This is a genomic window from Brevibacillus sp. FSL L8-0520 (genome assembly GCF_037963895.1).
GTDB classification, from domain to species: Bacteria; Bacillota; Bacilli; order Brevibacillales; family Brevibacillaceae; genus Brevibacillus; species Brevibacillus borstelensis.
In genome coordinates this window covers 3,498,870-3,511,297 of sequence record NZ_CP150171.1, presented here as the reverse complement: position 1 = coordinate 3,511,297, position 12,428 = coordinate 3,498,870, and the positions used below count along the sequence as shown (strand labels likewise).

16 protein-coding genes are annotated in these 12,428 nt (G+C 50.9%); 11 read left to right on the top strand and 5 right to left on the bottom strand.

Translation table 11 applies throughout. The annotated features are described in order from the left end of the window. Nucleotides 1-48 precede the first annotated feature (48 nt). Together NSQ24_RS17560 and NSQ24_RS17555 are read left to right on the top strand one after the other, a co-directional pair. Entirely contained in the window at nucleotides 49-504 is a 456-nt protein-coding gene (locus NSQ24_RS17560) for a MarR family transcriptional regulator (protein ID WP_003386372.1), read from the top strand. A 28-nt stretch (nucleotides 505-532) separates the two neighbouring features. After that, entirely contained in the window at nucleotides 533-1,054 is a 522-nt protein-coding gene (locus NSQ24_RS17555) for a GrpB family protein (RefSeq protein WP_024985606.1), read from the top strand. Between the two features lie 77 nt (nucleotides 1,055-1,131). Here the strand turns inward: NSQ24_RS17555 and NSQ24_RS17550 are convergent, their stop codons facing one another. Beyond that, nucleotides 1,132-1,629 carry a GNAT family N-acetyltransferase gene (locus NSQ24_RS17550; RefSeq protein WP_003386370.1) on the bottom strand — a complete coding sequence of 166 codons (498 nt, stop codon included), beginning with the start codon at nucleotides 1,627-1,629 and terminating at the stop codon, nucleotides 1,132-1,134. A 228-nt stretch (nucleotides 1,630-1,857) separates the two neighbouring features. Further along, nucleotides 1,858-2,208, bottom strand: coding sequence for a VOC family protein (locus tag NSQ24_RS17545; RefSeq protein WP_122958241.1), 351 nt, complete (start codon nucleotides 2,206-2,208; stop codon nucleotides 1,858-1,860). Between the two features lie 169 nt (nucleotides 2,209-2,377). On the opposite strand from NSQ24_RS17545, the gene NSQ24_RS17540 reads away from it, so the two are divergent. Continuing rightward, nucleotides 2,378-3,043, top strand: coding sequence for a VOC family protein (locus tag NSQ24_RS17540; RefSeq protein ID WP_243015079.1), 666 nt, complete (start codon nucleotides 2,378-2,380; stop codon nucleotides 3,041-3,043). A gap of 100 nt (nucleotides 3,044-3,143) precedes the next feature. Here the strand turns inward: NSQ24_RS17540 and NSQ24_RS17535 are convergent, their stop codons facing one another. Then, a complete protein-coding gene (locus NSQ24_RS17535) occupies nucleotides 3,144-3,407 on the bottom strand; it encodes a hypothetical protein (protein ID WP_122958243.1) in 264 nt (87 codons plus the stop codon). A gap of 88 nt (nucleotides 3,408-3,495) precedes the next feature. Between NSQ24_RS17535 and NSQ24_RS17530 the strand changes: the two genes are divergently transcribed. Continuing rightward, the gene (locus tag NSQ24_RS17530) at nucleotides 3,496-3,714 is read left to right on the top strand and encodes a hypothetical protein (RefSeq protein WP_035988812.1); all 219 of its coding nucleotides are present in this window, start codon (nucleotides 3,496-3,498) and stop codon (nucleotides 3,712-3,714) included. Nucleotides 3,715-3,833: 119 nt separating this feature from the next. Here NSQ24_RS17530 and NSQ24_RS17525 read toward each other — a convergent pair whose 3' ends face one another. Continuing rightward, nucleotides 3,834-4,250, bottom strand: a complete 417-nt coding sequence (locus tag NSQ24_RS17525; RefSeq protein ID WP_172920152.1) for a DUF3899 domain-containing protein — start codon at nucleotides 4,248-4,250, stop codon at nucleotides 3,834-3,836. A gap of 174 nt (nucleotides 4,251-4,424) precedes the next feature. On the opposite strand from NSQ24_RS17525, the gene NSQ24_RS17520 reads away from it, so the two are divergent. From NSQ24_RS17520 to thiM, 7 genes are all read left to right on the top strand, one after another. After that, a complete protein-coding gene (locus tag NSQ24_RS17520; RefSeq protein WP_003386363.1) occupies nucleotides 4,425-6,095 on the top strand; it encodes a peptide ABC transporter substrate-binding protein in 1,671 nt (556 codons plus the stop codon). A 144-nt stretch (nucleotides 6,096-6,239) separates the two neighbouring features. After that, nucleotides 6,240-7,172, top strand: coding sequence for an ABC transporter permease (locus tag NSQ24_RS17515; RefSeq protein ID WP_003386362.1), 933 nt, complete (start codon nucleotides 6,240-6,242; stop codon nucleotides 7,170-7,172). Beyond that, the gene (gene opp3C, locus NSQ24_RS17510; protein WP_243015081.1) at nucleotides 7,169-8,236 is read left to right on the top strand and encodes an oligopeptide ABC transporter permease; all 1,068 of its coding nucleotides are present in this window, start codon (nucleotides 7,169-7,171) and stop codon (nucleotides 8,234-8,236) included. The genes NSQ24_RS17515 and opp3C overlap by 4 nt, the downstream gene beginning before the upstream one ends. Nucleotides 8,237-8,259: 23 nt before the next feature. After that, a complete protein-coding gene (locus tag NSQ24_RS17505) occupies nucleotides 8,260-9,267 on the top strand; it encodes an ABC transporter ATP-binding protein (RefSeq protein WP_339166299.1) in 1,008 nt (335 codons plus the stop codon). 388 nt (nucleotides 9,268-9,655) lie between these two features. Further along, nucleotides 9,656-10,321, top strand: coding sequence for a YitT family protein (locus tag NSQ24_RS17500; RefSeq protein WP_031932787.1), 666 nt, complete (start codon nucleotides 9,656-9,658; stop codon nucleotides 10,319-10,321). Between the two features lie 455 nt (nucleotides 10,322-10,776). Beyond that, on the top strand, nucleotides 10,777-11,247 hold the full coding sequence (locus NSQ24_RS17495) for a hypothetical protein (protein WP_024985598.1): 471 nt from the start codon (nucleotides 10,777-10,779) through the stop codon (nucleotides 11,245-11,247). A 78-nt stretch (nucleotides 11,248-11,325) separates the two neighbouring features. Further along, nucleotides 11,326-12,138, top strand: coding sequence for a hydroxyethylthiazole kinase (thiM, locus tag NSQ24_RS17490; RefSeq protein ID WP_024985597.1), 813 nt, complete (start codon nucleotides 11,326-11,328; stop codon nucleotides 12,136-12,138). A gap of 78 nt (nucleotides 12,139-12,216) precedes the next feature. Here the strand turns inward: thiM and NSQ24_RS17485 are convergent, their stop codons facing one another. Beyond that, a complete protein-coding gene (locus NSQ24_RS17485) occupies nucleotides 12,217-12,420 on the bottom strand; it encodes a hypothetical protein (protein ID WP_003386355.1) in 204 nt (67 codons plus the stop codon). Nucleotides 12,421-12,428 lie beyond the last annotated feature (8 nt).

Genomic DNA, 12,428 nt, shown 5'->3' with positions numbered 1-12,428 from the left:
CAAAACGGGCGCCTTGACACGGAATGGTTTAGAAACTAAAGTATGGGTATGAGAGAACAGCAAATTTTCCCACCCGAAAAAATGAATACAGGCAGTCAAAAACTGGGGCGCGTCATTTTGCAGCTTCAACGACTCGAGCGGCAGCCTCGAACGTTTGGGGAAGCGGGCGTGCTGACGCCGAGCGAAATTCATACAATCGACGCCATCGGCTGTGAGGGCGGCATCCTAATGAGTGCGCTTGCGTCCCGCCTCGGTGTGACAAAAGGTGCCGTGACCCAGCTCGTGACGCGCCTGGAAGCCAAGGCGCTGGTTACAAGGACGACACACCCGACAGATTCCAGAGCGGTGATGGTCTCGCTGACGGAAAAAGGGAAAGTGGCATATCGCATCCATGAGGAAATGCATCATGAATTTTATCAACAGCTTCGCCTGCAATTGGATCCTGACGAGATTGCCGTATTTGAAAAATGTTTAGATAAATTGAGTGAGCTGCTGCGTGACTAGTTCTGCATTAGGCAAAGGGGAAACCGTTATGAGACAGATTGAAGTCCTGCCCTATGACGAAGAGTGGGCGGCATTGTTTGAAAAAGAGAAGGAGCTTTTGCAGGGCATATTCTCCGAAGAACTGGTCGCGATCCATCACATCGGCAGCACTTCGATCAGAGGAATGAAGGCAAAGCCGATCATTGACATCATGCCGGTCGTAAAAGACATTGAGCGGATCCATCTGTATAACGACTCCATGCGAATGGCCGGATATGAGCCCAAAGGGGAGAACGGGTTGCCTGGCCGCCGCTACTTTCAAAAAGGAGGCGACCAGCGAACACACCACGTCCATATGTACCAGCAAGGCCATCCCGATATCCACAGGCATCTTGCCTTCCGCGATTACGTAAGCAGCCACCCCGATGCAATGGCTGCTTATGCAAGCCTCAAGGAAGAGCTTGCCAAAAAATTCCGCTATGACAGCCAGGCGTACGCAGACGGCAAAAGCGGACTTGTGCGACAGATCGATGAGGCAGCTCTCGCTTGGTATCTAAACAGAACAAGTTAGGGTGGTGGTATTTTGCTGAGGCAACCCAATGAGAACCCAGTCGGTCCCGTCTCTCCATCCATCCATGAACCGATCACTTATTCGAGAAGCAATTGATAAAACGCCACATCGTGGTATTCCCCGAATTTGTACCCCACCTGACGAAAAACCCCCACTGGCTGAAACCCAAACTTGACGTGAAGCTGAGCGCTGGATTCATTGCCTCCGGTGATTCCCGCGACCAGCGCGTGGTAGCCAAGTTCTTTCGCCGCCGCGATAAGCTTTGTCATCAACAGCCCTCCGATTCCCTTTCCATGATGATCATGATGAACGTAGACAGAAGATTCCGCTGTCTGGTTGTACGCGGGCTTCTCCCGAAACGTGCCAAGCGACGCATATCCTACTACCGATCCGTTTTCTACTGCCACCAGCAAGGGGTGCTGCTCGTCGTATTTTTGGAACCATTTCTTTCGCTGCTCGAGCGTCTGTTCCACCAGGTCGAACGTGGCAGGAGAAGTCCGTACGACGTGATTGTATATTTCCAATAGGACGGGCAAGTCGTGTTCGGTTGCTTTTCTTACGGTAATAGAAGACATGCTGTTCACCACCTGACGAATTTGAGTCAATTATATGTCAGGTTTTCTTACATGAACAAGAGAAAAGTTTCCTAAGCTTTGGACTTCCCAGATTCAGGGACAAAAAAATGGTGCCGTTTTAAAGGGGATTGCTAATGATTGGAGAATAACATACTTATTGATTTAATAAGTATATAGAACGCCTGCGTTAAATCGGCAGACTCCTCGCCCATAGTTTGCTTGCTGCCGTTATTTATACTGAATCAACCCGATTCCCAAGCCAACAGGGTCTGCCAGATAAGCCAGGTAAAACTCGTCGAACTCCATTTTATCCCGGACTATTTTGGCTCCGCTCTCTACCGCCTTGGCCAGTGTATCGTCCAGCGAGTCCACCTCGATGACAACCCGTGTCCCGTGCGGATAATCGCTTGGACCGAGTGCAATGCCGCCATGAATTCCGGGCTTGGTATCGGAGCCAGTCGTGACTTCGCGATAGTCCCAGTGAGGTTCTGCAATTTTCCAATCAAATACGGATGAATAGAACGCTGCTGCTTTTTCAGGGTCTTGGCTGTTGAATTCAAACAAAACGACTCGTGCCATTCGTGCGCCTCCCATTGTTTGACAAGTTGTCAGAGTATTCTTCAAATCCATTGCAATTCCTTCTTGGAGATAGGGGCTTTTTTTCTCGGGGTGGTGAGTTGTCCGCCCGAATAGTCGAAAGCTGTCCGCTCGCGTAGTCAGTAAGTGAAGTTTCATGGAGGAGGATATTATGAATTTTCATGTGCTTTCAGTCGTGACCAGCAAGCTTTCAGACATGAAGAGGTTTTATACCGAAGTGCTCAGGCTTCCATTAACGTCGGAAGACTCCGCATCGTTTGCAGTAAAGGCAGGCAGCTCGCTCCTGCGTTTTTCCGAGTCGGCGGAGCCCGCTTTCTATCATTATGCGTTTGCGATTGCCAAGCCGCATTTTGAAGCGTGCCTTCAACGAATAAAAAAGCACCAAGGCTTGCTGCGAGACCGGGATGGAGAGGAACGGATGACTTCAGTGATCTGGAAAGGAAGCCAGATATATTTCGAAGACCCGGAAGGAAATATTGTAGAAGTGCTTTCCTTTGAGGAAGAGGGAGCCGAAGGAGGGTGGCTGCGCGTTCAGGAGATTGGAATGCCGGTCCCGGATGTAGCTGCCTTTGCCGAGAAGCTTTCCGTTTTGGGCAGCGAATTTGAAGCGGAAAGCGATACATTTCGCTTTTTCGGTGATCGGCGTGGGGTATTGGTGCTCGTAAAGCAAGGACGTTCCTGGTTTCCGACCAACCGTCCGGCCGCGATTCATCCGATCATCGTGGAGGTGGAGCAAAGGAGCGGAGAAAGTGAAGGAGAAAGAGGTCCATTCACCATCGAGCAACCCGAGCTTGGGTATACGATTACGGTACGCTAAGCTAATCTAAGCGGATTCTATTTGCGGAGAAGCGATCCGATCAACAGCATACCCGCACCCGGAACTTGTGCCGGGAGAGGTGATCCATTTGCATTTCCAATCATTGCCTGCTATGGATCGCTTTTTGCGCCTTATGCTCATCCTCCGGACGGACAAAAATTTCATAGGTAGTGGTGCGGTCGGTACGGGGGAACATTACACTAGAAGTATCCAAACCCAAATGATTGATGTCATTTGGCGATTTTGTCCGGTAGCTGATACCGTGAGCCTGCAATTTTGCCGCGGCTTTGGCATACGCTTCGGTGCCGACCGCTATATGCACCAGGCACTTGTGTCGAGAAAAAAACCTGGAAAACAGACCCATTCATAAATGCCCCCAATCCCTTTATTTTCCAAAAGCGAAGCCGTATACTTATATCAATGATTTTAGCTGAAGAGAGGGAAGCCTACCAATGAAGTCTTTTTTGCTGATCGGTTGGTTGATACTGCTTGCAGGGGCAATTCTTTCGCGTGTCAATCCCAGGTTCAGAAGCATCCGGTTAATCGGGGACGGTGCCTTTCCGTTTCTTTTGTACATCACTGCCCCTGATTTGTGGCCGCTCTGTCTGGGCCTGTTTTTCCTCCTGTACGCCGCGGAAATCTTTCGAATGTATCGAGAGCAGAGGAATTGATCCTCCTTGCGTCTCTGTCCAGCCTTCGCTGTCAGATTTTCCTGTCTTCCGGAATTGGTCCTGATTGTATTCGTCGTATCTCCTGTTTGAAAATATTCCAAATGAGCAAGATAGATCTCCTATTTTATGAAAAGAAGCGAAAAAATAAAACTGACCGCAAAATAGCCGGCTCCCGCCCAAAAAAACGGACCGTGGGGGATCAGCCGCGGCTGAAACGACACGTCGTCCTGTCCGGTTAGCTCATACATCCCTTCGTTCTGCCCGCCTTCGACCTTACGAATGTATGATTCCTGCCTCCGCCAAGAAGCAAAAAAACGCTTGCAACTGATCCAGAAGGCGGTAAAAAATTGCCCCTGGATGACGAAAAGCACGCCCCATGCCATCAGCAGCAGAAGAGAAGCGTAGCAGAGGCCGTCTGCGAATCCGCCAAGCGACAGCGGGGAGGGAGAGAAAAAGCCAAATGCCAGAGCAAAGAGGGGAGGACCTGCAATCAGCGACGCCATTTGCCATCCGGAAGACCAATTTGCAGTCGACATGCGATCTCTCCTTATAAAAAAAGATGTAGGCAAGCTGAATAGATTCAGCGCATGTAAAATATTACTGTATTTTCTGAAAATAACTTGACTGACAATTCTAAAAAGTTGTATTTTATCTCTAGTATATCCTACCAAAAGATGGAACGTCCATCAAATCGAACAATGGGGGGCACTATGAGACGAAAAAAGAAAGGCTTATCCTTAGTCATCGCGTTGTTGATGGCGTTTACTGTGGCCGGATGCAATTTCAACTCCGAACAGACAAATACGCAGACACCGGCGCCAAATAACGGCAATCAAACCGCTGAGCCAACCGCGGGGAAAAAGGTACTGCGGATTTATGACTCGGACGAGATCCCGACGCTGGATACCGCTCAAGTACACGAAGATGTCTCGTTCGCGGTCGTGAACAACACGATGGAGGGCTTGTATCGCAGAGACGCGAACAGCCAGCCGTATTTGGCGATGGCGGAGAAGCACGATATGTCCCCGGACGGTCTGGTACATACCTTCAAGATTCGCGAAAATGCCAAATGGAACAATGGCGAGCCGGTAACCGCACATGACTTTGAGTTCGCCTGGAAAAAGGTATTTCAGGCGGCCGGCCACTACAGCTTTATGTTCGAGACAGCAGCGGTCCTCAATTCTACTGCGATTCTCAAAGGAGAAAAGAAGCCGGAGGATCTCGGTGTAAAGGCATTGGATGACCGCACGCTGGAAGTCAAGCTGGAGTACCCCAACCCGCTGTTGAATCAGCTTCTTTCCTTCCCGACATTCTTCCCGCAGAAGAAGGAGTTCGTCGAGAGCAAAAAGGAGAAATACGGCCTGGAATTCGACACGGTGCTGTACAACGGCCCCTTCATGCTGACGGAATGGAAGCACGATCAGGGCTGGAAGTACGAGAAAAACCCGAACTATTGGGATAAAGACAAGGTCAAGCTGGATCAAATCGACGCCTATGTCGTAAAGGATGTCTCTACGGCATTGACTCTGTATGAATCGGGTCAAATCGACCGGGTGGAGCTGACTTCTTCCTTCGTGGATCAGTACAGGGACAAAGAGGGCTTCCTGACGATCAAGGACCCGTCTATCCGTTTCTTGCGCTTCAATCATACGCATCCTGCACTGGGCAATGTGAACATTCGCCGGGCAATCAACCTGGCCTGGGATAAACAGGGACTCACGGATGTCATTTTAAACGACGGTGCTACCCCGCTATATGGCATGGTTCCCGGTGGATTCTTCTTCTCGCCCGAAGGAAAGGATTTCCGACAGCTCAATGGCGATATCAACAAAGGGACGGTAGAGCAGGCACAGGAATTCTGGAAAAAAGGATTGCAGGAAACAGGGCTCAGCGAAGTGAAGGTAGCGCTTAACCTTGCCGATACAGATACGCAGAAAAAAGTGGGCGAATACTTAAAGAACCAGCTGGAGAAAAATCTCCCCGGCTTTACGCTTGAGCTGAAATCAGTACCGACCAACCAACGGCTTGAGCTCGAAAAGGCGGTCAATTACGACATCTCGCTTTCAAGCTGGGGACCGGACTACAGCGATCCGATGACCTACATTGACATGTGGGTGACAGGCGGCTCAGCCAACCGGATGAAATACTCAAATGCAAAGTACGACGAAATGGTAAAACAGGCCAAGATGGAGACCGATATGTCCAAGCGCTTCCAGATGATGCTGGAGCTGGAGAAGATGCTGCTTGATCAGGACGTGGCTGTCGCGCCTGTTTATCAGGAAGGGCTTGCAGTATTGCAGCGGCCGACGGTGAAGGATTACGTCGTTCTGCCAACAGCGCCGAGGTACAACTACATGTGGGTGGATATTGCAGGGCAGTAATTGACGGTATCATTATCCAATGACCAAAAAAAGAGGATCGCATTTGCGTATCCTCTTTTCACCTGTAAATCACGGGAGAGCATAACCCTCCCGTTTTCCGATTTTTTGCGAAGCGGACAGCCAGACTGAAGATGGGGTGAACAAATGGGAGCTTATTTGCTGAAACGGGTTGGATACATGCTGGTGACGCTGTTTATCATTGCAACTGCTACTTTCTTTTTAATGAAGACGCTCCCCGGCACACCTTTCACCAATGCCGACCGGTTGAATGAGCAGCAGTTGGAAAACATGAAGGCCAAATACGGACTGGATCAGCCGGTTGCCATTCAGTACGTTCGCTATTTGGCCAATCTGGTCCAAGGCGATTTGGGCATGTCATTTAAATTTATGGGCAGAAGTGTAAACGAGGTGATCTTTGAGCGGATCGGTCCATCGGCGCTGATCGGATTTCAGGCGCTGATCGTGGGGACGTTTGTCGGGCTTGGGCTCGGGGTTGTCTCAGCGCTCCGGCATAACAGCATCTGGGACTACACCTCGGTTACGCTGGCTGTGTTGGGGATGTCGATCCCCTCCTTTGTCTTTGCCGCTCTTTTGCAGTATTACCTGGGATTGAAATGGGGCTTGTTGCCGCCGGCTCTGTGGAAGGGGTACGAGTACACCATTTTGCCGACTCTTGCGCTTTCGGTTACGGTAATCGCTACCGTCGCCAGGTTCATTCGGACGGAAATGCTGGACGTGATCAGTCAGGATTACGTCATGACTGCCCGGGCCAAAGGCTTGTCCGAGACGGGTGTAATCGTAAAACACGTCCTGCGAAACGCCTTGATTCCCGTCGTGACGATGCTCGGACCGCTCGCCGTCAACATTATGACAGGGACGCTTGTGATCGAGAAGATCTTCTCTGTTCCGGGTCTGGGCGAGCAATTTACGCTGTCCATCGTCGTCAATGATTACAGCGTAATTATGGGGATTACGCTTTTTTACAGCTTGCTCTTTATCCTGATGGTTTTCGTGGTGGACATCCTGTATGGTCTGCTTGATCCGAGAATCAGCGTGAGAGGAGCGAAGGCGAAATGAGTGCTGAACTGGGAAAAAACGAATCGACTCTGGTGTCGCAAGTACATAGCCATTCGTCTGTCTTTCCGCCTGCCGAAGTCACGGATGACCTGTTCGTCCATGAACCGCTTGACTCTCGGTTGCAAGAGCAGGTATCGGGCCAGACCGTTTCTGTTTGGAAGGATGCCTGGAGACGGCTGCTGAAAAACAGGGGAACCGTTATTGCGATGTGCATCATCGTCCTGATCACACTCTTGGCATTGATCGGACCGCAGTTGTCTGGACGACCCTACGACGAACAAAATCTGACGTTTTCCAACCTGCCGCCCAAGGTAGCTGGCCTGGAATGGCTCGGTTTTGACGGGAAGGATGCCAAAGGAATCGATCAATACGAGGCAAGAGGGATCACCGAGCACTTTTGGTTCGGAACGGATGAATTCGGGCGGGACCTCTGGACGCGTGTCTGGAAGGGGACGCAAATATCGCTTACAATCGCCCTTTTGGCGGCACTGCTTGATTTGTTCATCGGAGTGGCCTACGGCGGAATCTCTGCCTTTTACGGCGGAAAGATCGACAATGTAATGCAGCGCATCATCGAAGTGCTCGTAGGCATACCAAACTTGATCGTGATTATTTTGTTCATCTTGATCCTTGATCCGGGGATTTTCTCCATCGTTCTGGCTATGATCGTGACCGGCTGGGTCGGAATGGCCCGTGTCGTACGCGGGCAGATGATGCAGATCAAGGCGCAGGAATTTGTGCTCGCTTCCCGGGCCCTTGGCGCTTCCAACTCCCGATTGATCGTCAAGCATCTTTTGCCAAACGCGGTCGGCCCGATCCTGGTCACACTGATGTTTACGATTCCGACTGCCATCTTTTTCGAAGCGTTTCTCAGCTTTATCGGGCTGGGCTTGCAGCCTCCGCTTGCATCGCTGGGCGTCCTTATCCAGGACGGGTACGTGTCCATGCGTTATTTCACCTACAAGCTCGTTTTCCCGGGCATTGTGATCAGCGCCTTGATGATCAGCTTCAACCTGTTGGCTGACGGACTGAGGGACGCGCTTGACCCGCGCATGAAAAAATAGCCGGAATAGAAGGGAGACAAACCATGTACGAACCGATCTTGTCCGTAGACAATTTGCACGTCTCGTTTCATTCCCAGAACCGGGTGGTCAAAGCCGTCAGGGGAGTCAGCTTTGCGCTGCAAAAAGGGGAGACGCTGGCGATCGTGGGAGAATCCGGTTCAGGCAAATCAGTGACAGCGAAAAGCCTGATGCGGATGCTGCCGGCCCAAACTGCCAAAATAACGGAGGGCGCCATCCGCTATGACAATCAGGATGTGCTGTCCTTTTCGCCGCGCGAGCTGCAAAAGCTGCGGGGCAAAGAGATCTCCATGGTCTTTCAGGACCCGATGACATCGCTCAATCCGACGATGAAAATCGGCCGCCAAATCATGGAGGGGTTGGCCAAGCATGAAAAGTTGACGAAGTCGGAGGCAAAGCAAAAGGCGATTCAGATGCTGGAGATGGTCGGGATTCCGCAGGCAGCCGAGCGGATCGATGCCTATCCCCATCAATTTTCCGGAGGAATGCGACAACGAGTCGTCATCGCCATCGCGCTCGCCTGTCGACCGAAGGTGCTGATCGCCGATGAACCGACAACGGCTCTGGATGTCACCATTCAGGCGCAAATTCTCGACCTGATGCGCGGACTGCAGAAGCAGACAGGGACGTCTATCATCCTGATCACGCATGATTTGGGAGTCGTGGCCAATATGGCCCAGCGAGTTGCCGTCATGTATACGGGAGAAATCGTCGAGATCGGGCCTGTCCATGAGATATTCACGAGGCCGCTGCATCCCTACACGAAGGGATTGCTGCAATCGATGCCCCGTCTGGACGCGGACCGCTCCGAGCCGCTGGTGCCGATCCCGGGGTCTCCGCCCGATGTGACCAGGCTGATGGGTGGATGCTCTTTTGCCCCTCGCTGTCCCTATGTGATGCGGGTGTGCCATCATTTTTCGCCCCAATCGACGAGCCTTGGTCCGGAGCATCAGGTTTCCTGTTGGCTGCAGGACAGGCGGGCAGAGGAGATGCGCCGCTCCTTTTGCTCATGAGTGCAAAAAAGCGAGGGAAACAGAGCAAACCCTATCGGTTCATTGCAAAATCCTGATCTTGCCGAGGAGCCATTTGCAAAAAAACGAAAAAACGGCCGTTTTTGAAGGTCTATGCGGAATAGCCGGATTCGGAGAGTTCCATTTTTTGTGATACAATAAAGACATCTCAAAAACGGAAAGGATCAGGATACCAATGGTTCCGTATAGGAGCGTATGGAAACGTTATGATCTCTCCTACACATAGCGTCGCAGCATGTCGATCGTCACTAGGGCGACTCAACCTGCTGCGAAAGTGAGGAAATACGTATGGAACGCTGTCTGTATGTCAGAAGTTCCTCAGTGGTCGGTTGGGCGCTCAAGCCAAAACCGATGACATTGCGAGGAATTAATGATGAGGAGAGCAAAACCGTTACGACAACAGTTTGCACAGCTTAGTTTGATTTTGTTCGGATCTTGTTTATTGGCATTTGCGTATTACCATATCAACTTCCAAAACCACTTGTCGGAGGGCGGATTCGTAGGCTTGGCGCTTTTGGCCAAGTACGGCTTTAATCTCCCGCCGGCTGCGACGATGCTCGTCCTGGACATCCCGCTTTTTATCATGGCGTGGTTGCTGAAAGGACGCCAGTTCATCTGGAACACCATACTTGCGTCGCTTGCCTTTTCAGGCTTTTATGAATTGTTTGAACGATTTTCGCCTATCGTAATCAATTTGAGTGACTATATGCCGGTCGCCTCCCTGCTTTCCGGGGTGTTGACTGGCCTGGCAACAGGGATTGTTCTGCGCTTCGGCGCTGCTACGGGCGGGGATGACATCATGTCTGTCCTGCTCAGCAAATATACCGGTCTGTCGATCGGGACGATCTTTCTCCTGTTGGACTGCATGGTGCTTAGCCTGTCGTTCCTGTATTTGCCGGTCAAAGAGGTGCTGTACACCATTTTGGCGGTCTTGATCGCCAGCAGGGTGATTAACTGGACGATTGGAAAAGGAACGACGGAGGAAGAAGAGAACGTCCATGGACCTGTCCGGGGCGTTTCGACAAGCCACCGATGAGTTTTGACGAAAGCGATAGAAGTATCCATTTTCCAATCTGGATCCGACAAGCGACAGGAGGGCCTCCTGTTGCCAAGCGAAAAGACCCGAGGGTTATCCCCGGGTCTTTTTTTGGCTGGGGATACTGCAACTTTTCAATCCACAGCCGTAAACGTAACAAATAGACATGTACCAGCAATCTGGGCAAGTGCCCCAGAACGTGTCATCGGTAGGCGAATACCTTAACAGAGGAGAGGGAAAACTGTCTGCAAGGAAATGCAGTCAGCGGCGAGAACTGCCTTCGACATCTATTTAAATAGGAAACGATAAAATTACCGGAGCAAATGAAGCATTCAATTGCCAATAAAAATCATTCTCATCGTTGACAGATAATGATTTTCATTATACGATGGTAATGATAATTGATCTCAGTGACGAAGCGATTGCTTTGCTAGTCCTTTTTGCGGGAGGGTGCCATGCGTTATCAAATCAATGGTTACACAGACATGTACACGGTGTTGGCAAATGAACGTAAGGTGGGCGGTGCCGTAGAGGCGGGCTTGATTCGCCTGCGGACCGGTGAAGAGTTCACCAATGCGGTTCTGACGCGGCTTGAAATGTCTGATGCACAGTTTTGTTCGCTTGGCTTTGTCACCCAGGAAGGCAAGCGTCTGATTGTCCATGTGAATGATGTCAGCATGGTTGCAGATGCCGTACATATCAACGTATGTGATCTGAAAAACGAAGTCATGAGGGCGGAAAAAACTGCTGAGCGACTCAAACGGCTGAAGCGGCTATGCGAACTGAATGAAGGCAGCTGTACGCCGACATTCCGCGAAGAAGCACTCCTTCTGGCGGAAGATATCGGGATGGAACTGGCCAGAGGTCATGTCGATTTGTCGTTCCTCCCGGATACGGAAAAAGCGAAAGTGGTGCGAATCGCCTAAAACAAAATTCAAGGCGGCATGTATGAAACAGCGTACATGCTGCCTTCTTACGTTTTGGAAACAGGAGTGAAGGAAAACATGATCAGCTTGCATGATATTGCCCGAACATTAGAACGAGTACGAGAGAAGAAGCCACTCGTGCATAATATCACAAACGTGGTGGTCACCAATTTTACAGCCAACGGATTGCTTGCTCTGGGGGCTTCGCCTGTCATGGCATATGCCCGCGAAGAGGTGGCAGACATGGCCAGACTTGCCGGGGCGCTCGTGTTGAACATCGGTACACTGAATCAGCCGGAAGTAGAAGCTATGATTATTGCCGGGAAGGCAGCCAATCAGCAGCAGGTGCCGGTTATTTTCGACCCTGTGGGGGCTGGCGCGACTTCGTACCGGACAGAGACAGCCAGACGCATTCTGCAGGAGGTCAACGTTTCTTTGCTGAGAGGCAATGCGGCCGAGATTGCCCATGTCATCGGAGAAAACTGGACCATCAAGGGTGTGGATGCAGGGGAAAGCAATGGGGATATTGTCGCGCTGGCGAAAAAGGCCGCGCTGCATTGGAAAACGCACGTGGTCATCACCGGACGGGAAGATATCATTACGGATGGCACTGCCGCGTATCTTATCAAGAACGGTCATCCCATTTTGACAAAGGTTACCGGGACGGGGTGTCTGTTGACTTCGGTGATCGGCGCTTTCGCTTCGGTTGAACAAACCCTCTTGACAGCAGGAGCAGCGGCTCTGGTCAGCTACGGGGTTGCAGCCGAGCTTGCCGCGGAAAAAACAGAGGAAAAAGGCCCTGGCAGTTTTCAAATTGAATTTCTGAATCAACTGGCGATGGTGTCATCGGAAGATATTTTGCGGTATGGTGCTGTGGCTGTTGCGATGTAGGGCCGTTTCGAGGAAAAATTTGCGCATTGAGCATTTAGATCGAAAGAATGAGGCGGGTACACATTGGATGCGATCGACTTACCGGATCATGGATGCAATGTAGCTGTATTTTTTCAGCGTGTACGACAGAAGCTTTTGCTGATGCTCAGACAGTGACAGAAAAACAAACTCCACCTGATCTTGTTCGAGCGGGCGAACGTAGTATTTGGAAATGCCGTGCCTGACGATCTCTTTGTTTAGTCTGGCGGCGATTCCCGCGTCGGTACGTATGTGTATTTCCACTGGTTACT

Coding starts and splice junctions, on each gene's coding strand:
- NSQ24_RS17560 (WP_003386372.1), top strand. CDS start 49: ATGAGAGAACAGCAAATTTTCCCACCCGAAAAAATGAATACAGGCAGT.
- NSQ24_RS17515 (WP_003386362.1), top strand. CDS start 6,240: ATGGGAGCTTATTTGCTGAAACGGGTTGGATACATGCTGGTGACGCTG.
- NSQ24_RS17520 (WP_003386363.1), top strand. CDS start 4,425: ATGAGACGAAAAAAGAAAGGCTTATCCTTAGTCATCGCGTTGTTGATG.
- NSQ24_RS17555 (WP_024985606.1), top strand. CDS start 533: ATGAGACAGATTGAAGTCCTGCCCTATGACGAAGAGTGGGCGGCATTG.
- NSQ24_RS17550 (WP_003386370.1), bottom strand. CDS start 1,629: ATGTCTTCTATTACCGTAAGAAAAGCAACCGAACACGACTTGCCCGTC.
- NSQ24_RS17505 (WP_339166299.1), top strand. CDS start 8,260: ATGTACGAACCGATCTTGTCCGTAGACAATTTGCACGTCTCGTTTCAT.
- NSQ24_RS17500 (WP_031932787.1), top strand. CDS start 9,656: ATGATGAGGAGAGCAAAACCGTTACGACAACAGTTTGCACAGCTTAGT.
- NSQ24_RS17525 (WP_172920152.1), bottom strand. CDS start 4,250: ATGTCGACTGCAAATTGGTCTTCCGGATGGCAAATGGCGTCGCTGATT.
- opp3C (WP_243015081.1), top strand. CDS start 7,169: ATGAGTGCTGAACTGGGAAAAAACGAATCGACTCTGGTGTCGCAAGTA.
- NSQ24_RS17530 (WP_035988812.1), top strand. CDS start 3,496: ATGAAGTCTTTTTTGCTGATCGGTTGGTTGATACTGCTTGCAGGGGCA.
- NSQ24_RS17545 (WP_122958241.1), bottom strand. CDS start 2,208: ATGGCACGAGTCGTTTTGTTTGAATTCAACAGCCAAGACCCTGAAAAA.
- thiM (WP_024985597.1), top strand. CDS start 11,326: ATGATCAGCTTGCATGATATTGCCCGAACATTAGAACGAGTACGAGAG.
- NSQ24_RS17540 (WP_243015079.1), top strand. CDS start 2,378: ATGAATTTTCATGTGCTTTCAGTCGTGACCAGCAAGCTTTCAGACATG.
- NSQ24_RS17535 (WP_122958243.1), bottom strand. CDS start 3,407: ATGGGTCTGTTTTCCAGGTTTTTTTCTCGACACAAGTGCCTGGTGCAT.
- NSQ24_RS17495 (WP_024985598.1), top strand. CDS start 10,777: ATGCGTTATCAAATCAATGGTTACACAGACATGTACACGGTGTTGGCA.